This is a genomic window from Paucibacter sp. M5-1 (assembly GCF_027498415.2).
Classification (GTDB): domain Bacteria; phylum Pseudomonadota; class Gammaproteobacteria; order Burkholderiales; family Burkholderiaceae_C; genus Roseateles_E.
The window spans coordinates 386,938-409,909 of the sequence record NZ_JAPZLM020000001.1; the positions used below are offsets into that span (position 1 = coordinate 386,938).

Here is a 22,972-nt window from a genome sequence, read left to right on the forward strand (position 1 = left end):
ATCAGAGACCTTCGGTCTCCAGGATGGTTTGCAGATGGCTTCGGAAGCTGGCGAAGGTGTGGTTCTTCATCATCTCCTCGCGGCCGCGCCGGCCTTTCTCCAGCCTTTGCTGCGGGTCGGCGACGATGTTTCTGATCTGCTCATCGAAGCGGCTCAGCGACTCCTCGTCCAGACCCTCACCGCGCACCTCGCCGGTGAAGTAGCCGAAATTCGTCACCTCGAAATCGGGGTCGTGGCAGGACACCACGCATTTGCCGTAGGAGAAGGCCTCGAGGAAGCTGACGGGCTCGGCCTCGTGCACGCTGGTGTTCAGCACCCCCCAGCAGGTGCGCAGCAGCCTGTCCTTGGCCGGGCCGTCGACATGGCCGAGCAGCTTCAGGTTCGGCAGGTGCTGGTAGCGCTCGATCCATGGCGCCATCAGCTCGACGTTGTGGGCCTGGCCGGCGATCAGGAAGTCGATCTCCGGATGGCGCTTGGCCAGCTCGAACGCAATCCAGGGGCGTTTGACCGCGTCGAGCCGGCCGAGATAGAGCAGGCTGGGCTTGTCCGAGAACTCGATGCTGTCGACCTCCGGGATCTCGATCGGATTGGGCAGCCAGTAGGCGGATACCGGTTTCATCGCATAGGTGCGCTCGGCACGCGGCAGCAGGGTCCGTGCCGTGGTGGCGAAAACGATCTTGCGCGGCAGCAGTTGCTGGAGCTCGAACAGCCGCTTGATGGACACGCTCTTTTCTCGTGCGCGTGCAATCAGCTGCTCGGCCGATTGCAGGCCCTGGAAGTGCATCTCATCGGCGACCTCGGCGATCTTCTCCCACTCTTCCCGGTCGCGCGGGTCATGGATCCAGATGATCAACGGCGTCGCGTTCAGCCCGTAGCTCGGGACGGCGTAGCTGGGATACCAGTCGATCGAGATCAGCACCCGCGGATTCAGGCCCGTGATCAGGTCGGCATAGGCATCGAGGGTGGCGATGGCGGGCCGGGGCTCATCGGGGCGCAGCACGACGCTGGTCTGGTGGTAGATCCGCACCTCGGGCATGCTGACCAGATCGGAGACCTTGGGGTAGGCCAGCACAACCCGGGTGTCATCCTCGGCCTTGCCGTTGTAATGGTCGGCGATGTTCTTGACCGTCTTGCCAAAGCCACCAAAGCCGCGCAGATCGGGATGGAAGAACTCCTCGCACAGGAAGACGAGCTGCCGTGCTTGCTGCTCGGAACCGGCCGATCGTTGACGGCGCGATTGTGCCCAGTCACGCATCGCCTGTTCCTTTTGCCGGTCCCAGCGCCAGTTCTTCAGTCTCGTGATCAGTTGCCGCATGTGGGAAGTGCTTTCATATATGGCCCTGATGCCCCGGGGGGACAGCAGGGAAAGTTAATGCGATGAGGTCTGTTGGCTCCAGATGCCGATGAGCTGCCGCGTGCACTTGGCGCGATCAAAGCCGGCCAGCACGGTGGCCCGCCCGCCCAGCCGCAGGCGCTGCGCTAGGGCCGGGTCGGCCTGCAGCGCGGCGATGGCCTCAGCCAGTGCGCGCGCATCGCCGGCCTCGACAAGCAGGCCGCTGACGCCATGCTCGATCAGCTCCGGGATGCCGGTGATACGGCTGGCGATGCTGACCGTGCCCATCGCCATGGCCTCGATGCAAGCGACCGGCAGCCCCTCGGCCCGCGAGGGCAGCACGAACACATCGGCGCGCTGGTGCAACTGCCTGACCACCTGCTCGGGCTGCACGCCGTGAAAACTGACACAGTCGGCCAGGTTCAGCTCGGCCACCAGTGCTTTGAGCGCTTGTTCCAGCTCGCCGCCGCCGACCATGTCCAGATGCAGTTGCAGCCCTTGCTGGCGCAACCGGGCCAGCGCATGCAGCAGCAGGTCCTGCCCCTTCTCGGGTGCCAGCCGGCCCACATTGAGCAGCCGCAAGGGCACACCGGCGGCCGGCGCCGAACGTTCGAGATAGGCGAAGCGCTCGAGGTCGATGCCGCAATGGACGACGCTGATCTTCGCTTCCGGCAGGCCATAGCACTGCACCATATGGCGGCGGTTGTACTCGCTGATGGTCACGACCGCGTCGGCCTGCCGATACAGCTCGCTGGCGCCGTCGCGCCCGAGCGGGTCCTCGCGGAGGTCATAGCCGTGGGTGGTGACGCCGAAGGGAATGCCGCTCCAGGCCGAGATGCAGGCCGCGTACTGGAAATTCACATCGGCGAAATGCGCGTGCAGGAAGTCGACGCCCTGCTGCCGGCACCACCAGGCGGGACCGAGCGACTGGAAGTAGCACCAGCGGCTGGGATGGCGCAGCGCCTTGCTCAGGGTACGCAGCGTTCGGAGCGGGGCCACCCCCATCCAGCGGATCAGGTTCGCGATGATGGCCACAGGTTGAGCCGTCCGGATCCGCAGGCGCAAGGCCTTGTCGAGCAGGGTCTGGGCCGCAGGATGCAGGACCGTCGCATTGCCGTCCTGCAAATGGAGGATGCAGGGACGCACACCGGCGTCCAGCAAAGACGCGGCTTCCTCGGCGATGAAGGTCTCACTGGGCTCGGGGAAGGAACGTATCAGGTAGGCGACGGTCTTGAGCATGGCGGGTGTCCGGACTCGGCTCAGGCGGGCTTGCGCTGCCAGCGGGTCTGCGCGAAACGGGCAATTTCCCGATAGGCCGGATGGCCGGCGAGACGGGCCACGACAAACCAGACCAGCACGGCGGCCACACCGACCAGCACCAGGCTGATGAAGCCATTGAGTCGGTAGGCTTGGCAGAGCTCGCGAACCAGCGCCTGCGCGCCGATGCAGGGCAGCGCGACAAGCGCGCTCTTGCTGCTGGCACCGAAGAGCTGGCCGACACGGCAGCCGAGCACGCGGGGCAGCTGGTGCGCATAGATCGCCAGCGCGACCAGGCTGCTGATGCCGAAGGCGGCGGCCATCGCATTCAGCCCCCACTGGCTGGCGCTCAGAATGGCCAGCAGATGTATCGGGGCATAGGCCATCGTGATCAGCAGGCGGCGCTTGACATGCCCGGTTGCCGCCAGCAGGCTGGGGCCCATCGCGGTCAGATAGTTGGGCATCACGGACAGCGCCAGCGCGCTGGCGATCGGCGCGGCGGCCAGCCATTGCGAGCCGAATAGCACCAGGATGATCTCACCGGACATCAGCGCGACATAGCCGAAGAAGGGCCAGGCGATCACGGTCAGCATCGAGGTGCCGATCGCATAGCGGGCCGGCAGATCGTTGCCGCCGCGATGGTCGTTGGCGAAGGCCGGGGTCGTCACCCGCAGCACGGCGGCCGTGAAGTTCGAGTAGAACAGCTCGATCAGCCCGAAGGCCCGGCTGAACAGGCCGACGGCGGTGAAGCCGAACTGCTTGCCGATGATGAACTCGTGGGCATTGCGGGTCAGGGTCTCGATGACCCGTGAGCTGACGAACATCGAGCCGTAGCTCAGCACCTGGCGCGTGCCGCGCAGGCTGGGCAGCATCAGCGAATCGCGTGGCCGCATATAGCTCAGCATCAGGGTCTGCACCAGGATGCTGATGACCGGCGCCCAGGCCAGGCTCATATAGCCGTGGCCGGCATAGGCCAGGCCCACGGCCGCCGCCGACTGCACCGTGTTGCTGACGGTCTGCACCACGAAGATCTTGCGGAAGGCCATCTCGCGGCTCAGCAGCGCGAAAGCGGGCGAGGCGAAGGGCAGGATCAGGAAGTTCAGCGACAGGACCGCCAGCACCTGGCCGACGCCGGGCTCCTTGAAATAGTCCGCGACAAAGCCCCGGCTCAGGAAGACGCTGGCGCCTATGCCCCAGCCGATCAGGATGGCCACGCCAAAGGCTGCGCGCAGCTTGCTGCGGTCCAGCTCCTTCTCCTGGATCAGGTACTCGCTGACGCCGAAGTCGCGCAGGATGCCGGCGACGGCGGTGACCGCAGCGCACAGCGAGAAGATACCGACCTGAGCCGGCGTCAACAGCCGCGCCAGCAGCATCGTGCTGACGATGGTGACGCCCAGGCTGGTGTAACGCTCGGCGAACGACCACAGCAGGGCCCCGCGTACGGTCAGGCTCATGCGGCAGCGCCCGTCAGCTTGGATCTGAGCACCTGGGCCAGATGACCCAGCATGCGCAGGCTCGGCGGGTTCTCGCGGAAGAACAGCCGCACCGTGTGCCAATGCACCGGCTTGCGGTGGCGCAGGCGATGCACCACATCCTGCAGCATGCCGCTCTGCAGCTCGGCCAGGCGCTGCCGCAGGCTGCGTTTGGTGTTCTCGGTGCGCGCATGCTGTTCCAGCACCTTGCGACGAAAACGCGCCTCGTCGACGATGCGCATTGCCAGGCCGTCCGTGCCCCAGCCGCTGCCGTACCACATATTGATGCCCTGGCCACAACGCACCTCGGGCTCGGTCGAGTAGACGAAGCGCGCGCCGTGGCGTATCAGGTCCATCCAGTACAGATAGTCGCCGCCGCCATGGCGGTGCGCCAGCGGAAAGCGCGCCTGCCCCAGCGCGTCGACCCGTATCACCAGCGAAGGCATGAAGATGATGTTGGCCGTGGCGATCTGGTGGACCATATCGCCCTGGTAGGCACGCAGGCTGGGATCGCCCGCGACGCTGGGGTGGTCCTCATGGCGGACGCGCTTGGCCTTGTCGAACTCGTTGGTCGAGTCGCCTAGATGAAACAGATTGGCGAAATAGGCGCTGTAGCCGGCGTCCAGGGCCTTCACGGCCCGGGCCAGGTGCTCGCCTATCCATTCGTCATCGGAGTCCAGGTAGGCGACCAGATCGGTGCCGGGCTCCAGTGCCGCCAGCGCGGTGTTGCGGGCCTCGTTCGGGCCGGAATTGGCCTGCTGCAGCACGGTGATGCGCAGGTTCTCCGCCGGCGGATGGTCGCGCAGCTCCTGCTCGGCCGGGCAGGGCGAGCCGTCATCGACAACCAGCACATACAGGCGCTCCGACGGGTAGGCCTGCGCGGCGATCGAGGCCAGCGAGCGGGCGAGGACGCCGGTCTTGCGCTGGAAGAACGGAATGATGACAGCGATCTTGGGGTGGACCATCGGTTTCACTCCTTGTGGGCCGTGGGCGCATCGGCCGCCGCCGGTTGCCGGCGCGCCGCGACGCGCTGCCTGTGGCGGGCCAGCTGGGCATGCACGGTGCCGATCAGCGGCCAGCGGTAGCAGGTGGCGTGGTAGATGGGCCGCGCCTTGTCGGTCCAGCGGGTATGCCACTCCATGACCTTGCCGTAGAACTCGATGCGGCGGTGGCGGGCCTGCTCGAACAGCTGCTGGAACTGCTCCTGGCGCATCAGCGTTGACGGCGAGACGGTCCGGTAGCTTTCGTCATAGGCCGTCTTCAGGATCACGATGACGGGCCCGCTCTCGATGCACAGGTCCATCGACACGACCTTGTCGCCGAATCGATAGCGGTAGATGCGGCCGCGCCCCTGTGCGCAGAAGTTCTCGAGCATCTTGCGGTAGAAGCGACCCTGGGCATTGTCGGGATGGATGGCCGTGCCGTCGGCCGCTTTCCAGCCCGCACTCTCCAGCGCACCGTAGTCGGCGATGGCCTGGGCCACATCCGCCGGTTCTTCGAGACACTCCAGCCGGGTTTCCAAGCCCTCGGTGGCCAGCTTGTTGCGCTGCTTCTTGCTGTTCTGGCGCAGGTTCTTGCCGCGCGACTCCCAGTAGGCCTCGAAGCTGCCGTCGACATCGACCCAGGCGGTCTCGATATAGTCTTGCGTCCTCAGGCTGGCACTGTTGGTGGGGCGGGGCAGCAGCAGCGAATCAAGCTGGGGAAGACCCAGGCTCAAGGCGAAGCCGGGCAGCGCTGACAGCAAGGCCTTGGCCTGACGCTCCAGCGAATGCTCAGGGTCTTCAATCATCCAACTGGCCAAGGGCAGTTGCGACGGTTGGAAGACCTCCCACCGGCCGGCCCCGCAGCGGCGCACGATCGCGCCGGCTCGCAGTGCTTTGCCGTCGTCGTCCGCCTGCAGCGCGAGCAGCAGTTCCTGCCCGGCGCCGAACTCCTCCAGCAAAGGGAGCAAAAAGGCCGACTCGAGAAAGACCGCATGCCCGAGCGACTGTCTCAGTTGATCCCAGCGGGCGGCATGCCTCGGGAAATCGGCGATCGGGTGAAGAGTCCAGCTCATGGCTTTGATGGGTTCGATTTGAGGCCGCTGGGTGAACCCGCAGCGACGGTTATTTCGTTCAGCAGTCCGGCCAAGGCCGCGGTCCGCGCCTCGCGCGAGGCCGTGCCGACCAGGTGCTCGTTGGCCACCGGCGAGGCGCCGCCGTTCAAGCTGGCGAGCAGGGACAGCAAGGCCTCGCCAATCTGCTCCGCAGGGGCTTCCAGCGCGCAGATCGGGCCCATTGCGGCGGTGCGCAGGATGCCGGCCGTGTCGCCCTGAGGGGCGGCCAATCCCAGAATCGCCTTGCGCGCTCGCAGGTACTCATAGACCTTGGCCGGCACCTGATCATTGCAATCGGCCGACTGCAGGGCCAGCAAGGCATCGGCGGCCAGCATCTCCGTCAGCGCGTCGATATAGGGCAGCGGCGGCAGGATCTCGACCATGAAGCCCAAGCCATGACGCTCGGCCAGATCGGCCAGCCAACGATCATGCACCGGGGCACGAAAGCGCAGCCGCAGCGTCTGCGGCCGGATGGCGCCGGCGCTCAGCAGGCGCTGCAGCGCCTCGAACAGCCCGCTCGGATTGCGCCATTCGGGGTAGACGATGCCGCTGTGCAGCAGGGTCAGGCTGCCGGGGTTCAATGCCGCGCCGTGTGGCTGGTCAGATGCCCGCCGGAAGGCGTCTTCGTCATAGCCGTTCTCGATCACCCGGATGCGCTCGGCCTGCACGGGATAGCGCTGCCGGTACAGGCGGGCTGCACCGGGTGTTGCGAAGACCGCCCGGCATGCCCGCGAGAACACCTTCTTCTCGACGCTCAGATAGCTCTGCCAGGTCCGGGCATCGGCCGGATAGCCCTCATGGGCCATCGGATCGCGGAAGTCGGCCACCCAGGGCAGGCCGCTCAGGCGTGACAGGCTGTAGCCCAGCAGATGGGCGCTCGCAATCGGATAGGTGCTCCAGATCGCTGCCGGTCGGTGGCGCCTGATCATGGCCAGGCCGGTGGGCACCGCGCCGAGCAGCCAGCTCAGCCAGCGATCCGGCCGCGCCAACCAGCCGGGGTAGCGTCCGGCGATGGCCAGGTGGCGGCTAGCATCCAGCGCAAAGGCCCGCACCACCTCGAGATCGGCCGGGAGCTCGGCGAGCAGATCGCTGCCAGTCTGTTCATAGGCCCGGGTGTTGACGCTCAGCACCGCAGGCTGCCAGCCATGGCCGGGCAGCTGCTGGGCAAAGCGCAGGCTGCGCTGGATGCCGCTACTCCCCGCCAGTGGTGGGAAGTGATAGGCGATCATCAGCAAGCGCTTCATCACGCCGGCTTGTCCGTGGCGTACAGCGCGATCACGGCGGCAGCGATGGCCCGGACCTCCTCATCGCTGAGGTCTTGATGACAGGCCAGTTGCAGCACATGATGGGCCCAGGTTGGTCCGACATCGGCGTCAATGGCCGGCAGACCCGGCCACAGACGGTCCCAGCGCGAGACCGGGATGCCCATCTGGCGCAGCTTGGCGTAGCCGGGGTCGGGGTGGTCGACCCACAGCGGAAACACATAGGGTGCGGCACCGTCGGGCAGCTCGGTGTGCAGCGGGCGCAGGCCTTGATGGCCGCCAAGCAGGCGTATCAGATGCGCGAAGTGGTGACGGCGACGTTCGACAATGCGGGCCCGCGGGGTGCTGCGGGACACCCAGGCCGAGGCCCAGGTCAGCGCGCGATGCGAGAGCAGCGGGTCCAGCGTGAAACCGTCCGCTGCCGGTGCTCCCTCGCTGATGGGTGTCGGGCTGGCGACCGGCGCCTTGCTGCGGCTCTTTACCAGATGCCGCAGGGAAAAAATGCCCAGCAGCAGTGAATTCAGCCCGGTCAGGCGGCCGTGGCTGGCCGCCACATGGACGATGTCGGCGGCGGCCTTGATCTGCTGCAGCAGCGAGGGCTGCTGCAGCGCCAGCTGGCGGTCGTTGCTGATATTGAGCTGCAGGCAGCCGCCTTCGGGCACGGGCAGGAACTTGGTCAGACTGCCGATGGCGATATCACCCCAGCGGCCGACGGGCCGGCTGCCGCTGACGCCGAAGAGGGCATGGGCGCAGTCTTCGATCAGCGCGATCCCGTGCTGATCGCACCAGCGACGCAAGGCCTGCATCGGCTGGGGCAGACCAAAGTAATGGGCCGCGAGCAGAGCCCGAACGCCCTCCAGCGGTTGACGCTCCAGCCACTCGATCTGCGCGCCGCCATGGGCGCCTATCGGGTAGAAGACCGGCTCGACGTTCAGCGCCACGACAGGGGCGATCATCGTCGGGCAGTGGTAGGTCGGCACCAGCACCTTGTCGCCCGGCTTGAGGCCCAGCAATTCGACGGCCAGCAGGATAGAGGCGCGGCCGCTGGTGCTCAGCCGCAGTCCGGGCTGCTCAAGCAGGCAGGGCAGCGGCGCGCGCCACTGGCCCGAGAACGACTGCCAGCTCAGCACCGGCAGACGCGGGATGGGCCGTGTCGGCGTGTCGGTCGAGGCGGGCGAACTCAGCATGCCGGGCGCAGAAAGACTCATTGCCCCGCTCCGCTGGCCGCTGGCGCGCTGGCGGCGGCGGCGCCGGCCGGGTCGCGCCACTGACCGGCTGCAGTCAGGCGATCCTTCAGCTCGGTGCGCAGCATGCCCAGCTCGCTCGCACGGTGGGCCTGCGCCAGCGCCCGGTCGAAGATCTGCATATCGGCATAGATCATGCCGATGTTGTAGTGGCTGAAGGGATTGTCCTTGGCCAGTTGCGTGGCGGTTTCGAGCTGCTTGATGGCATCGTCGCGCCGGCCCTTGCTGCCCAGGTAGTTGGCATACAGCATGCGGACGATGCCGTCATCGGCTTGGAACCGGATCGCGCGCTCGAACCAGCAATCGACGCTGTAGCGGGCCCCTCTGGGCTGGTCGACCTTCTGCTTGTCGGCCAGGCGTGTCATGGCCAGCAGCGCGCGATGATGATTGGGAAAGGCGCGCAGCGTGTAGTCCAGCTCGGGCCCGACCTCGCTGCCGGGCGTGCGCCCTCTGATCAAGGCCTCCATCTCAGGCCGGAAATGCGCGCTCTCGACCAGAAATAGCGGATTGGTCGTGCTCCGCTTCGCGTCCGGATTGCCCGCTTCCTTCCTGTAGTCATGCGGGCCGAAGGCATTGGCCAGATCGCCACACAAGGTGGCGGTTTGAGCCTGTGCAGCCAGGCTGATACCGGCGCTGCACAGCACAGTCAGCAGCGGCAGGGCGAAGCGTCGATATCCGTTCATGATGGCCTTTTCCTTGCGTGCGCTATCAGGGCATGGCTGCGCAGCCAGTCGATGCAGATCTGCTCGAGCTGCCGGCGCTGCGCGTCCTCCGAGAAGGTGTGGTCGGCCAGGGGCAGATCCTCTCGGCTGATGTTCGGGCCATTCAGCACGCCCGCCCAGGCGGGCGCTGTTGTGGCCGTGTCTATGAATTCCTTGGCTGTCAGGTCCTGTCCGCTGAGCAGCAGCAGTACCGGGCCATCGAAGCTCTTCCAGGCCTGGGCCATGGCCTTGGGGAAGGGCAGCTGTTCCTGCCCGTCGGTTGCGGCCGGCGCTGCACTGGCCTGGCGCAGATTGGCGAGCAGGCCGCGCACGGCCTCGGTCGCGACGCCGCCGCGCAGCAGCTTCAGCCAGAAGCTGCGCTGCATCAACCGTTCCCGGTAGTAGTGCTTCACCCTTGCCCGGGCCAGGGTTTCGACCGAGCGCACCCAGGGATTGACCAGGCAGAGTCCGTGCACATCGGCCTGCGCTGCGCGTGAGCGCAGATACAGCAGACTGGCCGAGGCACCGTCACACAGCCCCCACAGCACGATGCGTTGCACGGCCGGTGAATGGCTGCGCAAGGCCGCGATCGCGGCGCCGATATCGGCCTCGACCGCCTCGAAATCCCGCGCCGCGCCGGCGCTGTCCCCCATGCCCCGGTAATCGAAGCGCAGACAGACATGACCCTGGGCGGACAGGGCACGCGCCAGCAACACGAACTGGCGGTGGCTGCCGGCCCGGTACTGCGGGCCGCCGACGACGATCAGCACGCCGACGCCGGAACTCGCCATGGGCGCGGCCGGGCTGCTGACAATGCCCAGCAGCGCGTCGCCGGCGCAGCTGAAATGCAGAGCTTGTTCGCGCACGCTCATGGCGATGTCACGGTCGCTTGCGGCAGCGCTTGCCCGAGCATCGCGGTACCGGCCTCGATCAGCTGCGGAGCGATCTCGATCTCGCTGGTCTGCCAGAACGCCGGGCCGAGCACGCAGCGCGCGTCGACCCGATAGCCGGTTTGCTGCCAGCGCGCCAGGGTCTGCGTCGCGACCGGCGTCAGCTCGGCACCGGGCTGGCTGCTGAGCTCCAGCCAGGCCAGGCGGGGGGCGCCTTCGCACGAAGCCGGTGGCAGCATCGTGGCCGCCTCCAGGCCCTGCGCCAGCGCGGCGGACAGCCGGTAGCCGGCGATCTCCACCGTGTCGCCGGCGGCCAGCGACTGGCGCAGTGCCGCCATCAAGCCCTTGTTGTCACCGTCCATCAGCCCGGCGGCCAGCTTGAGCCGCAGAAACTGCTGCAGCAGCACCTTGCCGCTCGCCGGCGCCTGCACCAGCAGCAGATCCACCGGTTCGCTCAGGCGACGAGCCAGCTCCACCGCGAGCAGGCTACCGGCCCGCAGACCCCACAGGCACAGCGGTGCGTCAGCCTGACGGCGCAGCCATTCGATGCCGGCCAGGCCATCATCGATCCAGGCCTGCCAACTGGCGTCCCCGAAATCGCCCGAGCTGTCTCCGCAGCCCAGCAGGTCGATCTGCAGCACATCAAAACCGGCGGCGGCAAAGGCGCGGGCCTGCAGCGCGCTCATCCGCCGCGTCTTGTTCAGCTCTTCGGCGAAGGGATGCAGATGCAGGATCTGCCCGCGCGCACGGCCGCCCTGGGCCGGGTGGTAGATGCAAAAGCGCTGGCCGCCGTCTGGGGGGCGATCGATGTAGAAGGCTTGCATCTTGGCGAGGGCTGCGGACGCGGCGCCGGCGCTCAGCTCGCCAGCTTGCCCGCGACGAAATCCGCCAGCGAGCCCACGCTGGCAAAGGTGGCGCCGTCGATCTCATCATCGTCGACGGTGAGGCCCAGCTGCTCTTCCAGCGCGGTGATCAGGCTGACCACCGCCATCGAGTCCAGCTCCGGGATGGCGCCGAGCAGGGCGGTGTCGCGGTCAAAGCCGGCGCTGCGGCCGTTCAGGCTCAGGACCTCGTCAAGAATGCGCAGAACTTGCTTTTCGGCGTCCATGTTTTTTCTGTAATTTTCCGAGGGCGAAGCTGCCCACAACAGCGGCGCATCTTAACTGGGCGCCCGCGCCGATCCGTGGCCGGCGGCCCCCTTATCCTGAGGGGCAGGCCCGCAATATGTCACGCGGGTTTCGCGTACGCTCCACGGGGCCGCGACGGTGCAGCCTGTAGGATGCCTGCCTGGCTGCGCCGAACATCTGCAAAAGCGGTGTGTCCCCTATTTCAATGAGTTCCATGACAGCTGAACACGTGGATTTTTCTGGCGACAGCGTGCTTTTGCATGAGTTGCCGCTGCGCAGTGCGCTGCGCTCGCCCGCAGCGCCGGCCCTGAGCCTGGCGGAACGCCAGCTCTCTTACGGCGAGCTGGCGCAGCAGATCCAGGCGCTGGCCGCTGGCTTGCGGGCCCTGGGCCTGCAGCGCGGCGAGCGGGTCGCGATCTATCTGGAAAAGCGTTTCGAGACCGTGATCGCCAGCTTTGGCGCGCCGGCCGCCGGTGGCGTGTTCGTGCCGCTGAACCCGCTGCTCAAGCCCGAGCAGGTCGGCTTCATCCTGCGTGACTGTGATGTGCGGGTGCTGATCACCTCGCCGGAGCGCCATGCGCTGCTGCGCGAGACCCTGCCGGATTGCCCGGGGCTGCGCCATGTGGTGCTGACCGAGGCGCCCGCTGCTGCGGATGGCGCCGGCCTGCCGCTGCACCGCTTCGCCGATCTGCTGGACGCGCCGCCGCAGGCCGGCCACCGCGTGATCGACGGCGATATGGCCGCCATCCTCTACACCTCGGGCTCCACCGGCCGGCCCAAGGGCGTGGTGCTGTCGCACCGCAATATGGTGACCGGCGCGAAGAGCGTGGCGTCCTATCTGGAGAACCGGCCCGAGGACAGCCTGCTGGCCGCGCTGCCGCTGTCCTTCGATGCCGGTTTCAGCCAGCTGACCACCGCCTTCCATGTCGGCGCCCGCGTCGTGCTGCTGAACTATCTGCTGCCGCGCGATGTGCTGAAGGCCATGGAGCGCGAGCGCATCACCGGGCTGACCGCCGTGCCGCCGCTCTATATCCAGCTGTCCCAGCTCGAGTGGCCGGCCGCGATCGACCAGCGGCTGCGCTATTTCGCCAACACCGGCGGCCGCATGCCGCGCGAGACCCTGCAACTGCTGCGCCAGCGCGTGCCGCAGGCCAAGCCTTTCCTGATGTATGGCCTGACCGAGGCCTTCCGCTCGACCTATCTGCCGCCCGATCAGGTCGATCTGCGGCCCGACTCGATCGGCAAGGCGATTCCGAACGCCGAGGTCCTGGTGCTGCGCGAGGACGGCAGCGAATGCGCGGCCGAGGAGCCGGGCGAGCTGGTGCATCGCGGCCCGCTGGTGGGGCTGGGCTATTGGAACGATGCCGAGAAGACGGCCGAGCGCTACAAGCCGCTGCCGGTCGGGGCCGGCGCTCGCGAGGCCGGACTGCAGCTGCCCGAGTTTGCGGTGTTCTCGGGCGACACGGTGCGCCGCGATGCCGAGGGCTATCTGTATTTCATCGGCCGGCGCGACGAGATGATGAAGACCTCGGGCTACCGGGTCAGCCCGACCGAGGTCGAGGAGGTGCTGTATGCGACCCAGCTGGTCGGCGAGTGCGTGGCCTTCGGCGTCGACCATGCGACGCTGGGCCAGGCCATCCAGGTGATCGCGACGCCGCCCGCCGGCAGCGCGGCGCTGGACCTGGCCGCGCTGCAGGCCGAGTGCCGCAAACGCATGCCGGCCTATATGGTGCCGGCCGGCATCGAGGCCCAGGCCGGCCCGCTGCCGCGCAACCCGAATGGCAAGATCGACCGCAAGCTGCTGTCCACCGCCTGGGTGGAGAAGAATCTATGAGCGAGAGTCCCGTGAAGAAACCGCCGCAGCATGCGGCGATGAGCCAGTTCCCGCTGCAGGACGGCGAGTTGATCGTCGGTGGCAAGCGTCTCTCGCTGCTGGCCGAGCAAGTCGGCCAGACGCCGTTCTACGCCTATGACCGGCGCCTGCTGCGTGAGCGTGTGGCCAGTCTGCGCGCTGCGCTGCCGGCCGGCATCAAGCTGCACTATGCGATGAAGGCCAACCCGATGCCGGCCGTCGTCGCGCTGATGGCGGGCCTGGTGGACGGCATCGACGTGGCCTCGGCCGGCGAGCTGAAGGTGGCGCTGGACGCCGGGGCCGACCCGGCCGAGATCAGCTTTGCCGGGCCGGCCAAGCGTGATATCGAGCTGCGCCAGGCGGTGGCCGCCGGTGTGCTGGTCAATGTGGAGAGCCTGCGCGAGCTGCCGGTGCTGGCGGCGGTGGCGGCCGAACTGGGCCTGCCGGCGCGGGTGGCGATACGCGTCAACCCCGATTTCGAGCTGAAAGGCTCGGGCATGAAGATGAGCGGCGGCCCCAAGCAGTTCGGCATCGATGCCGAGCTGGTGCCGGCGGCGCTGGCCGAGGTCGGGCGCCTGGGCCTGGCGTTTGAGGGCTTCCACCTGTTCGCCGGTTCGCAAAACCTCAAGCCCGAGGCCATCTGCGAGGCCCAGCAGAAGTGCTACGAGCTGGCGCTGCGCCTGGCGGCCGATGCGCCCGGCCCGGTCAAGTTCCTGAACCTCGGCGGCGGCTTCGGCATCCCTTATTTCCCGGGCGAGCAGGCGCTGGATCTGGCGCCGATAGGCGCCAATCTGCAGGCGATTGCCGAGCGCGCGGCCCGCGAGCTGCCGCAGGCGGAACTGGTGATCGAGCTGGGTCGCTATCTGGTCGGCGAGGCGGGGGTCTATGTGACGCGCATCGTCGACCGCAAGGTCTCGCGCGGCCAGGTCTATCTGCTCTGCGACGGCGGCCTGCACCACCATCTGTCGGCCTCGGGCAATTTCGGCCAGGTGATACGCAAGAATTACCCGGCCACGGTCAGCCGCGCGCATGGCCCGCTGGCGGCGGAAGCGGTCTCGGTGGTGGGGCCGCTGTGCACGCCGCTGGACCTGCTGGCCGACAAGATGGAACTGCCCGGCGCCGAGATCGGGGACTTGGCCGTGGTGTTCCAGTCCGGCGCTTACGGCGCCAGCGCCAGTCCGCAAGGCTTCCTGGGGCATCCGGCGGTGGTCGAGGTGCTGGTCGGCTGACCGCAGCTCAGTGCGCCAGCTCGTACAGGGCCGAGCCGTCGCCCTGGTCCTTGACCAGGCGCACGGCCGGCGTGCGCGGCAGGTGCTGGATGCCGCTGGCGCTGGAGCTGAAGCGCAGCCGGATGCCCGGCACCGGCAGGATGCGCCAGTTGCCGTCGGCCGTGGGGTTGAAGCGCTTGACCGTGCTCAGGTACTGGGCCAGCGCCTCGCGGTTCTCGTCGGGCGCGTCGATCACGATGCGCTCGGCGCTCAGGCCGGGAAAACCGCCGCCGCCGTTGGCACGGTAGTTGTTGGTGACGACCAGGAACTCGGCGGCCGCGTCAACGGGCTGGCCCTGGTAGCGCAGATTGACGATGCGGTGCCCCTGGGCGGTGCTGCGTCTGCCCTCGGCGTCATAGCGAGCCGGCTGGCTGACATCGATCTCGTAGCTGACGCCCTCGATGGTGTCGAAGTTGTAGGAGCGAAAGCCCGGCTCGATCAGCGCCTGCTCGGCCGGCCCCTTGGGGTCGATCTGCCGGAACTGGCCGGCTGACATCTCCAGCCATTCGCGCAGCTCGGCGCCCGTGATCTTCACTGCCTTGATGGTGTTGGGGTAGACATAGAGATCGGCCACATGCTTGATCGCGACCGGGCCGGCCGGGATGTCGGTGTAATTGCTCCAGCCCTGGCGCCCGCCGGCCTTGAAGGGCGCGGCGGCCGAGAGCAGCGGCAGCTTTTCATAGGCCGTGCCGCGCACCGCGCGTGCCACATAGGCCAGCTGGGCCTGGGCGACGACCTGGACCGAGGGGTCGTCGGCCACCTGGGCGAAGTAGCTGTGGATGGGCGCCTCGGTGATGGCCACCTGGCTGCGCACATAGTCCAGCGTCTGCTGGTGTTCGACCGCAATCGTCTGCGCCACCATCGGATCGGCCTCGACCAGCGCACGCCGGCTGCTGCGCTGGTAGATCGCGCGGATCTCGGCGCGGCTGTCGACCACCTTCCAGGCGCCGCTGCTGTTGTCCAGCTTCAGATCGATCACGCCCAGATGATCGCCCCAGCGGCCCGGCATCACGCTGGGCACACCAAAGATGCTGCCGCGCACCAGATCCACGCCGGGGTAGCCGGCGAAGGTGGGGCTGGGGAACTCGGCATGGGCATGGCCCAGCAGCAAGGAGTCAACACCTGGCACCCGGGCCAGCTGGGCGGCCACGTTCTCGGCGAATTTGGGCTGTTCGGTCTTCTCGAAGCCGCTGTGCGCGATCGCCACCACCAACTCGGCGCCGGCCGCGCGCATCTCGGGCAGATAGCGCCGGGCCGCCTCGATGATGTCCAGCGCCTGGACCCGGCCTTCCAGATGCTGGCGGTCCCACTGCATGATTTGCGGCGGCACAAAGCCGATCACGCCGATCTTCAGCGCATGGCTCTGACCGGCCTCGTCGACGAGCGTGCGCTGCAGGATCACATAGGGCGTGAAGGCCGGCTTGCCGCTGCCGGCCTCGACCACATTGGCGCTGACATAGGGGAATTGCGCGCCGGCGATGGCCTGGCGCAGGAAGGGCAGACCGTAGTTGAACTCGTGGTTGCCGATATTGGCGGCGTCCACCTTCAGCAGGTTCAGCACCTTGTAGGCCGGGTGCACGGCGTCCTTGGCCAGCGGCCTGACCCTTGCCACCACATCGCCCAGCGGATTGCCCTGCAGCAGATCGCCGTTGTCGAACAGCAGGCTGTTCCTGGCCTCGGCCCGCGCCGCCTTGATCAGGCTGACGGTCTTGGCCAGGCCGTATTCATCGGTGCTCTTGTCCTGGTAGTAGTCGTAGTTCAGCAGGTTCATGTGCACATCGCTGGTCTGCAGGATGCGCAGCTTCAGCTCGGCGGCATGGGCGCCGCCGGCCAGGGACAGCAGGGCCAGGAGGAGGGCAGGGGTCGGATTCATCGGGACGGGCGAGGGCAGGGAAGCCGGCATGCTAGCAGGCCGGCCTCCACTCATCAGGGCAGAAACAGCTCGAACACCGCGCCGCCGTCCGCATGGTTGCGCAACACGCTGCGGCCGCTGCGGCCCTTGTTGCGATGGGCCTTGGCGACCTCGTCGCAGACCAGGCGGCCCAGGCCTGTCGAGTTGTGGGCCGGCGTGGCCTGCAGGCCGGGGCCGTCATCGCGCACCGAAAAGCACAGCTGGCCGTCCTCGACCCGCAGGCCCAGCACGATGCGGCTGCGTGCGAAGCGCAGCGCGTTGTAGAGCGCCGAGTCGAGCGCCAGCCGCACCAGATGCTGATCGAAGAACCAGAAGGCCGGCACCGCAGCGGCGATCTCCAGCTGCAGCTGCAGCCCGCCGTGTATCAGCATCTGGGCCTCGGCATGCATGTCCTGCAGCATCGCCTCGGGAATCTCCTCGGCCGCAGCGGCGCGCAGGCCGCCGGCCTCGCTGGCCTGCTGGGCGGTCAGGAACTCGACCAGCTTGCGGGTCAGCACATGGGCCTGCTCATGGGCCTGGCGCGCATGCTGGTGGGCCTGGGCCGGCAGGTCCAGCCGGCCGAGCTTGGTCAGCTCGTCGCTGAGGATGGCCAGGCGGTTCTTCAGGTCGTGCAGCACCGCGGCGTTGAGGTAGCGATCCAGCATGGCTCAGGCGGCGCCGGCGCGCTCGCGATAGAACTTGCGGGCCGCCGCGACGCGGTCGTGATTGGGGTGGCTGTGCTCCAGCCGGGCCAGCAGCTCGGCGGCGCGCGCGCGATGCGGTTCGCGTGCATCCGCGCTCTCGCGCCCCATCGCGATCAGGTGCAGGCTGCACAGCTCGATCAGCACATTGAAGTTCTGCGGCGACAGCGCCAGCGCCTGCTCGCCGAGCGCCAGTGCCCGCGCCACATCGCCGCTGCGCTTGGCCTGCTGCAGCGCGTTCATCGCTTCTGTCATCTCGCGGCCGACCTGCTCGATCAGGGCCCGGCACTCGGCCTCGGCCGGTGTGCCCTCGGCGGCGCGCAGCGCACTGGCCAGCAGCAGGGGGCGGTCGCTGTGGTTGCGCGCCAGCTCGGTGATCAGCTGCTGGCCCAGCGCGGTCTGGCCGGTGGCCAGCGCACTCTTCGCAATCAGCAGCTTGTGCTGCTCGTCCAGCGGTGTCTTGGCCATGCGCTGCTCGACCTCCTGCATCAGCGCGGTCGCGGCGGCCGCATTGCCCAGGCGCTGCTGGGCCTGAGCGCTGAGGGCCTTGGACAGCAGGCCCGCGTCCGGCGAGTCGGCAAACTTCTTCGCCAGCTCGCCGGCCAGGCTCAGCGCGCGCAGGGCGTCGCCCTTGTCCAGCAGGGCCTGGGTCAGCAGCAGCTGGGCCTGCGGCGTCGGTTGGACCGCGTGCTTGTTCTTCGCGGCGGCCTGCTCCAGTGCCTTCAGTGCCGTCTCGGTCTCGCCGGCGCCCAAGGCCAGGCTGCCCAGGCGCAGCTTGCGCTTGGCGTTCGGTACCAGATCGGCGACGGTCTGGGCGATGCCCATCGCCGCCTGTGCGTCGCCCTGGTCTTCGGCCATCTCCAGCAGCACGTCATAGGCGCTGGCATAGGAGGGCTGGTCGCGCGTCAGCTGCTCCAGCGCGGCGCGGGCCTGCTCGGTCTTGCCGAGCGCCCGCAGGGCCTGGGCTTGGCCCAGCTGGGCCCAGGACAGCTCGGAGTTCAGCTGCAGCGCCTGCGCGTAGCAGGCGCGGGCGTCCTCGAAGCGGGCCAGCCGCATCAGCGCCTGAGCCTTCTGCTTCAGGCCCTCGACGCTGAGCGCATCGCCGCGCCGGATGAAGCCCTCGGCGGCCTCCAGCACCTGCTCCCATTGCTGGGCCTCGACCGCCAGCAGCAGGGGCGCCAGCGTCTGCTTGCGGGTCGACAGCGCCTCGATATAGCGCGACAGCAGCTGGTCGGTGAAGGGCTTGACGATATAGCCGTCGGGCATGAAATCGCCGGCCGCCAGGATGTCGGTGCGCAAGGCATTGGCGGTGATGTAGATCCACGGCGCGACCGGGCTCAGCAGCTTGGCGCCGCGCGCGGCCTCCAGCAACTGCTGGCCGTCCGGGCCTTCGCCGAGGTTGTAATCACTGAGCACCAGGTCGATGCCTTCGCCACGCATGGCCTTCAGGGCCTCGGCCGCATTGCCGGCCATCAGCACCGTGCGTATGCCCAGCCGGTACAGCGACTCGCGGATGATCTGGCGCATCTGCTGCTGGTCGTCGACCACCAGCACCTTGTAGGCCGAGGTCGGTTTGGGCTGAGCTGCACTCATGGCATCACTCCGGCGCGGTGGGCGTCATCCGAGTGACTGTAAGTGAAAGCGCAGGCGCTTCATGCGACTTTGTACCGCGAGGGCCACAAAGACAGCGGCCCGCCGACTTCGCGTCGGCGGGCCGCTGATCGGTCAAGCCCGATTCAGACTCAGGCCGTCACGCCCTTGGCCGTCTCCGCGTACTCCTCGATCTGGTCGAAGTTCATGTACTTGTAGATCTTGCTGCCGTCGGCATTGATCACGCCCATGTCCGCGTGGTACTCGGCCACCGTCGGGATGCGGCCCAGCTTGGAGGCGATCGCGGCCAGCTCGGCCGAGGCCAGGTAGACGTTGCTGTTCTTGCCCAGACGGTTGGGGAAGTTGCGCGTGGAGGTGGACACCACGGTGGCGCCTTCCTTGACCTGGGCCTGATTGCCCATGCACAGCGAGCAGCCCGGCATTTCCATGCGCGCACCGGCCGTGCCGAAGGTGCCATAGTGGCCTTCCTTGGTCAGCTCCTGGGCGTCCATCTTGGTCGGCGGGGCGACCCACAGCTTGACCGGGATGTCGCGCTTGCCTTCCAGCAGCTTGGAGGCGGCACGGAAGTGACCGATGTTGGTCATGCAGGAGCCGATGAAGACCTCGTCGATCTTGGTGCCGGCCACATCGCTGAGGAACTTGGCATCGTCCGGATCATTCGGGCAGCACAGAATGGGCTCCTTGATGTCGGCCAGGTCGATCTCGATGACGTGGGCGTACTCGGCGTCGGCGTCGGCCTTCATCAGCTTGGGGTCGGCCAGCCAGGCTTCGACGGCCTGGATGCGGCGCTGCAGGGTGCGGGCGTCGGCATAGCCGTCGGCGATCATGTTCTTCATCAGCACGATATTGCTGGTGAGGTATTCCTTGATCGGCTCGGGGTTCAGGTGCACGGTGCAGCCGGCGGCGCTGCGCTCGGCCGAGGCGTCGCTCAGCTCGAAGGCTTGCTCCACCTTCAGATCCGGCAGGCCTTCGATTTCCAGGATGCGGCCCGAGAAGGCATTGATCTTGCCGGCCTTGGCGACGGTCAGCAGGCCTTGCTTGATGGCATACAGCGGGATCGCATGGACCAGGTCGCGCAAGGTGATGCCGGGCTGCATCTGGCCCTTGAAGCGCACCAGCACCGACTCGGGCATGTCCAGCGGCATCACGCCGGTGGCGGCACCGAAGGCCACCAGGCCGGAGCCGGCCGGGAAGGAGATGCCGATCGGGAAGCGGGTGTGGCTGTCGCCGCCGGTGCCGACGGTGTCGGGCAGCAGCAGGCGGTTCAGCCAGCTGTGGATCACGCCGTCGCCGGGGCGCAGCGAGACGCCGCCGCGGTTGCTGATGAAGGCGGGCAGCTCGCGGTGGGTCTTGACGTCGACCGGCTTCGGATAGGCGGCGGTGTGGCAGAAGCTCTGCATCACCAGATCGGCCGAGAAGCCCAGGCAGGCCAGGTCCTTCAGCTCGTCGCGGGTCATCGGGCCGGTGGTGTCCTGCGAGCCGACCGTGGTCATCTTGGGCTCGCAATAGGTGCCGGGGCGCACGCCCTGGCCTTCCGGCAGGCCGACGGCGCGGCCAACCATCTTCTGGGCCAGCGTGAAGCCGGCCTGGGTGGCGGCCGGCGGCTGGGGCAGGCGGAAGCTGGTGGAGGCGGGCAGGCCCAGGAACTCGCGGGCCTTGGCGGTCAGCGAACGGCCGATGATCAGGTTGATACGGCCGCCGGCGCGCACCTCGTCGAACAGCACATCGCTCTTGAGCTGGAATTCGACCGCGACCTTGCCGTCCTTCTCGATCTTGCCCTCGTAGGGGTAGATGTCGATCACATCGCCCATCTCGAAGGCCGAGACATCGACCTCGATCGGCAGTGCGCCGGAGTCTTCCTGCGTGTTGAAGAAGATAGGTGCGATCTTGCCGCCCAGCGTGACGCCGCCGAAGCGCTTGTTCGGCACAAAGGGGATGTCCTGGCCGGTGGCCCAGATCACGCTGTTGGTGGCGCTCTTGCGCGAGGAGCCGGTGCCGACCACATCGCCGACATAGGCCACCAGATGGCCCTTGCTCTTCAGCTCCTCGATGAATTTCATCGGGCCGCGCTTGCCGTCTTCCTCGGGCACGAAGGCCGCGCCGGGACGGGTGTTCTTCAGCATCGCCAGATAGTGCAGCGGGATGTCCGGACGGCTCCAGGCATCGGGGGCCGGCGACAGATCGTCGGTATTGGTCTCGCCGGGCACCTTGAACACGGTCACGGTGATCTTCTTGGCGACTTCGGGGCGCGAGGTGAACCACTCGGCCTCGGCCCAGCTCTGCATCACGGCCTTGGCCTGCGCATTGCCGGCCCTGGCCTTCTCGGCGACATCGTTGAAGAAGTCGAACATCAGCAGGGTCTTCTTCAGACCGGCGGCGGCGACCTCGGCGACCTCGGCATCGTCCAGCAGCTCGATCAGCGGATGGACGTTGTAGCCGCCCACCATGGTGCCCAGCAGCTCGGTGGCCTTGGCCTTGGAGATCAGGCCCACGGTCAGGTCGCCATGGGCCACGGCGGCCAGGAAGCTGGCCTTGACCTTGGCGGCGTCATCGACGCCCGGCGGCACGCGGTGCGTCAGCAGGTCCAGCAGGAACTCGCCTTCACCGCTCGGTGGCGTCTTGATCAGCTCGATCAGCTCGGCCACCTGCTTGGCGTCCAAAGGCAGGGGCGGGATGCCCAGCGCGGCGCGCTCGGCGGTGTGTTGGCGATAGGCTTGCAACATGGCTACTCCTGGGGGGGGGCTAGGTGGGGTCAGCGGGCGGGTCAACGTACCTGGGGAACGATGAGCCTCAGGCCCTTGTAGTAATCGCGAAAGAATCCTTCGTCGCGGGTGATCAGGGCTTGGCACTGCAGCAGGGCATGGGCGCCGATCAGGAAATCGGCCACCACGCGCTCGCGCTTGCCGCCACGGTCGCGGTAGCGGCGCTGCATATGACCGGCGCGCACGGCGGCGGCCTGCTGGATGGGTTCGAAGCGGATGCCGAACTCATTGAGCGCGTCCATCACGGTCTCGCGCGTGTCGAGCAGGGTCTGGACCTCGGCCACGACCGCTTCGCTGATGACGACCTCGCCCTCGCTCAAGGCCTTGGCCAGCACCAGCGAGGAGGCCTCGCCGTACTCGGCATCGCCGGTCAGCACGTCGACCAGCACGGAGGAGTCGACGGCGATCATGTCTCGTCCTCGCTGGGCGCGGGATAGGGGTCGCCCGGGGCGCGGCCACGCAGCGCGCGCATCGCGTCATTGGTGCTGGTGAAGCCTTCGGCCAGTTTGAAACGCCCGCGCAGCTTGGCCAGCGCGTCGTCGACGTTCTTGCTCAGGATGATGCGGCCGCCGTCAAGTTCGACCTTGAGCGTGGTGCCCTTGCTCAGGCCCAGCGCATCACGCACCGCCTTGGGCAGGGTGATCTGGCCGCGTTCGGCAACGGTGGCTTCCATGGCAGGGCTCCGGAAATGGCGCGGGTATGGGCGTCGGTATGGCGATGAAAGTATGCATTGATTCTACATACTTTGACCTCGCCCGGGAATACCCGCGCGCCGATCAGAGTCTGCCGGGCCGGCTTCAGCTGCCGCGCTTGGCGGGGCTGGGGGCGATGCCCAGGCTGCTGGCGTCGGCTTCGACCTCCAGGCCGGAGGCGGCGGCCGATGCGGCAGCGGCGGCGCGGGCGATCTTGGCGGCCTCGATCGCGGCGCGGTGCTCGGGATGCAGGCACTCGTCGACCAGGCGCCGGCCCACATGGGTGTCCATCAGCATGGACTTGTTGGCGATCTGGATCATCAGGGTCCGGCCGGTCACGTCCTCCAGGCGCAGCGCGCCGGTCGAGGACAGCACCGGCTTCATCGTGAAGGTGTCCTTCTGCCACATCACGTCCAGATAGCCGGGCTTGATATTGCGGGTGATGCTGACCGATTGCTTGAACTCGCAGTCATAGGTACCCAGATAGGCGCGCTCGGTGGCGGCCAGCTGTTCTTCGGTGGCATCGGCCAGCGGCGGCGGGGGCGGCGGCACCGGCGCCGGCTTGCCGCGCGGCTTGACCGGGGCTTTCTTGACGGCTTGTTTGTTGGCCGGTTTGGCGGCGGCAGGGGCGGCAGGGCTCGCGGATTGGGCCATCACGGCGCCAGCGCTCGCGAGGCTGATCAGCAGGGTCAGGGTGGGAATGATTTTCATGGGTATCTCTGGGTACGGCAGTGAAGGCTCGCGCTGCAATGTAGCCGCATCGGCGGCCGGCGCGGGTGAGCGATTGTCACCGCCGCCGCAGCGCCGCCACCCC

Annotated in this window: 20 protein-coding genes; 2 read left to right on the forward strand and 18 right to left on the reverse strand. The window is 67.7% G+C overall.

Translation table 11 applies throughout. The annotated features are described in order from the left end of the window. Position 1: 1 nt before the first annotated feature. The 11 genes from O5M90_RS01790 to O5M90_RS01840 are packed head-to-tail and all read right to left on the reverse strand — an operon-like array spanning position 2 to position 11,362. Entirely contained in the window at positions 2-1,315 is a 1,314-nt protein-coding gene (locus tag O5M90_RS01790) for a glycosyltransferase family 4 protein (RefSeq protein WP_440401789.1), read from the reverse strand. A gap of 54 nt (positions 1,316-1,369) precedes the next feature. Further along, positions 1,370-2,572 (reverse strand): glycosyltransferase family 4 protein, encoded by a 1,203-nt coding sequence (locus O5M90_RS01795; protein ID WP_269841651.1) that lies wholly within the window; start codon positions 2,570-2,572, stop codon positions 1,370-1,372. 20 nt (positions 2,573-2,592) lie between these two features. Then, positions 2,593-4,044 carry a lipopolysaccharide biosynthesis protein gene (locus O5M90_RS01800; protein ID WP_137940671.1) on the reverse strand — a complete coding sequence of 484 codons (1,452 nt, stop codon included), beginning with the start codon at positions 4,042-4,044 and terminating at the stop codon, positions 2,593-2,595. Continuing rightward, on the reverse strand, positions 4,041-5,027 hold the full coding sequence (locus tag O5M90_RS01805) for a glycosyltransferase family A protein (protein WP_269841650.1): 987 nt from the start codon (positions 5,025-5,027) through the stop codon (positions 4,041-4,043). The genes O5M90_RS01800 and O5M90_RS01805 overlap by 4 nt, the downstream gene beginning before the upstream one ends. A 5-nt stretch (positions 5,028-5,032) precedes the next feature. Further along, positions 5,033-6,118: a GNAT family N-acetyltransferase gene (locus O5M90_RS01810; protein WP_269841649.1), complete on the reverse strand. Its 1,086-nt coding sequence runs from the start codon at positions 6,116-6,118 to the stop codon at positions 5,033-5,035. Continuing rightward, positions 6,115-7,401, reverse strand: a complete 1,287-nt coding sequence (locus O5M90_RS01815) for a glycosyltransferase (protein ID WP_269841648.1) — start codon at positions 7,399-7,401, stop codon at positions 6,115-6,117. Before O5M90_RS01815 ends, O5M90_RS01810 begins: the two co-directional genes overlap by 4 nt. Next, complete coding sequence (locus O5M90_RS01820; RefSeq protein WP_262973030.1) at positions 7,401-8,627, reverse strand: DegT/DnrJ/EryC1/StrS family aminotransferase; 1,227 nt, start codon at positions 8,625-8,627, stop codon at positions 7,401-7,403. The genes O5M90_RS01815 and O5M90_RS01820 overlap by 1 nt, the downstream gene beginning before the upstream one ends. Further along, a complete protein-coding gene (locus O5M90_RS01825; protein ID WP_269841647.1) occupies positions 8,624-9,346 on the reverse strand; it encodes an ABC transporter permease in 723 nt (240 codons plus the stop codon). The genes O5M90_RS01820 and O5M90_RS01825 overlap by 4 nt, the downstream gene beginning before the upstream one ends. Next, on the reverse strand, positions 9,343-10,236 hold the full coding sequence (locus O5M90_RS01830; RefSeq protein WP_269841646.1) for a hydrolase 1, exosortase A system-associated: 894 nt from the start codon (positions 10,234-10,236) through the stop codon (positions 9,343-9,345). The genes O5M90_RS01825 and O5M90_RS01830 overlap by 4 nt, the downstream gene beginning before the upstream one ends. After that, positions 10,233-11,078, reverse strand: coding sequence for a hydrolase 2, exosortase A system-associated (locus tag O5M90_RS01835; protein WP_440401790.1), 846 nt, complete (start codon positions 11,076-11,078; stop codon positions 10,233-10,235). The genes O5M90_RS01830 and O5M90_RS01835 overlap by 4 nt, the downstream gene beginning before the upstream one ends. Before the next feature lie 32 nt (positions 11,079-11,110). After that, the gene (locus O5M90_RS01840) at positions 11,111-11,362 is read right to left on the reverse strand and encodes an acyl carrier protein (RefSeq protein WP_137940664.1); all 252 of its coding nucleotides are present in this window, start codon (positions 11,360-11,362) and stop codon (positions 11,111-11,113) included. A 233-nt stretch (positions 11,363-11,595) separates the two neighbouring features. On the opposite strand from O5M90_RS01840, the gene O5M90_RS01845 reads away from it, so the two are divergent. Further along, entirely contained in the window at positions 11,596-13,215 is a 1,620-nt protein-coding gene (locus O5M90_RS01845) for an acyl-CoA ligase (AMP-forming), exosortase A system-associated (protein WP_269841643.1), read from the forward strand. Beyond that, on the forward strand, positions 13,212-14,462 hold the full coding sequence (locus O5M90_RS01850; protein ID WP_269841642.1) for a pyridoxal-dependent decarboxylase, exosortase A system-associated: 1,251 nt from the start codon (positions 13,212-13,214) through the stop codon (positions 14,460-14,462). Before O5M90_RS01845 ends, O5M90_RS01850 begins: the two co-directional genes overlap by 4 nt. Before the next feature lie 7 nt (positions 14,463-14,469). On the opposite strand, the gene O5M90_RS01855 is transcribed toward O5M90_RS01850, so the two are convergent. From O5M90_RS01855 to O5M90_RS01885, 7 genes are all read right to left on the reverse strand, one after another. Further along, a complete protein-coding gene (locus tag O5M90_RS01855) occupies positions 14,470-16,374 on the reverse strand; it encodes a bifunctional 2',3'-cyclic-nucleotide 2'-phosphodiesterase/3'-nucleotidase (RefSeq protein WP_269841641.1) in 1,905 nt (634 codons plus the stop codon). Between the two features lie 53 nt (positions 16,375-16,427). After that, the gene (locus O5M90_RS01860) at positions 16,428-17,057 is read right to left on the reverse strand and encodes a sensor histidine kinase (protein ID WP_269841640.1); all 630 of its coding nucleotides are present in this window, start codon (positions 17,055-17,057) and stop codon (positions 16,428-16,430) included. Between the two features lie 3 nt (positions 17,058-17,060). Next, entirely contained in the window at positions 17,061-18,686 is a 1,626-nt protein-coding gene (locus O5M90_RS01865; protein WP_269841639.1) for a response regulator, read from the reverse strand. 149 nt (positions 18,687-18,835) lie between these two features. Continuing rightward, positions 18,836-21,427, reverse strand: a complete 2,592-nt coding sequence (acnB, locus tag O5M90_RS01870) for a bifunctional aconitate hydratase 2/2-methylisocitrate dehydratase (protein WP_269841638.1) — start codon at positions 21,425-21,427, stop codon at positions 18,836-18,838. A 41-nt stretch (positions 21,428-21,468) separates the two neighbouring features. Further along, positions 21,469-21,876: a type II toxin-antitoxin system VapC family toxin gene (locus O5M90_RS01875; RefSeq protein ID WP_137940658.1), complete on the reverse strand. Its 408-nt coding sequence runs from the start codon at positions 21,874-21,876 to the stop codon at positions 21,469-21,471. Continuing rightward, positions 21,873-22,139: an AbrB/MazE/SpoVT family DNA-binding domain-containing protein gene (locus O5M90_RS01880; protein WP_137940657.1), complete on the reverse strand. Its 267-nt coding sequence runs from the start codon at positions 22,137-22,139 to the stop codon at positions 21,873-21,875. Before O5M90_RS01880 ends, O5M90_RS01875 begins: the two co-directional genes overlap by 4 nt. A gap of 124 nt (positions 22,140-22,263) precedes the next feature. Beyond that, the gene (locus O5M90_RS01885) at positions 22,264-22,869 is read right to left on the reverse strand and encodes a hypothetical protein (RefSeq protein WP_269841637.1); all 606 of its coding nucleotides are present in this window, start codon (positions 22,867-22,869) and stop codon (positions 22,264-22,266) included. Between the last annotated feature and the right edge of the window lie 103 nt (positions 22,870-22,972).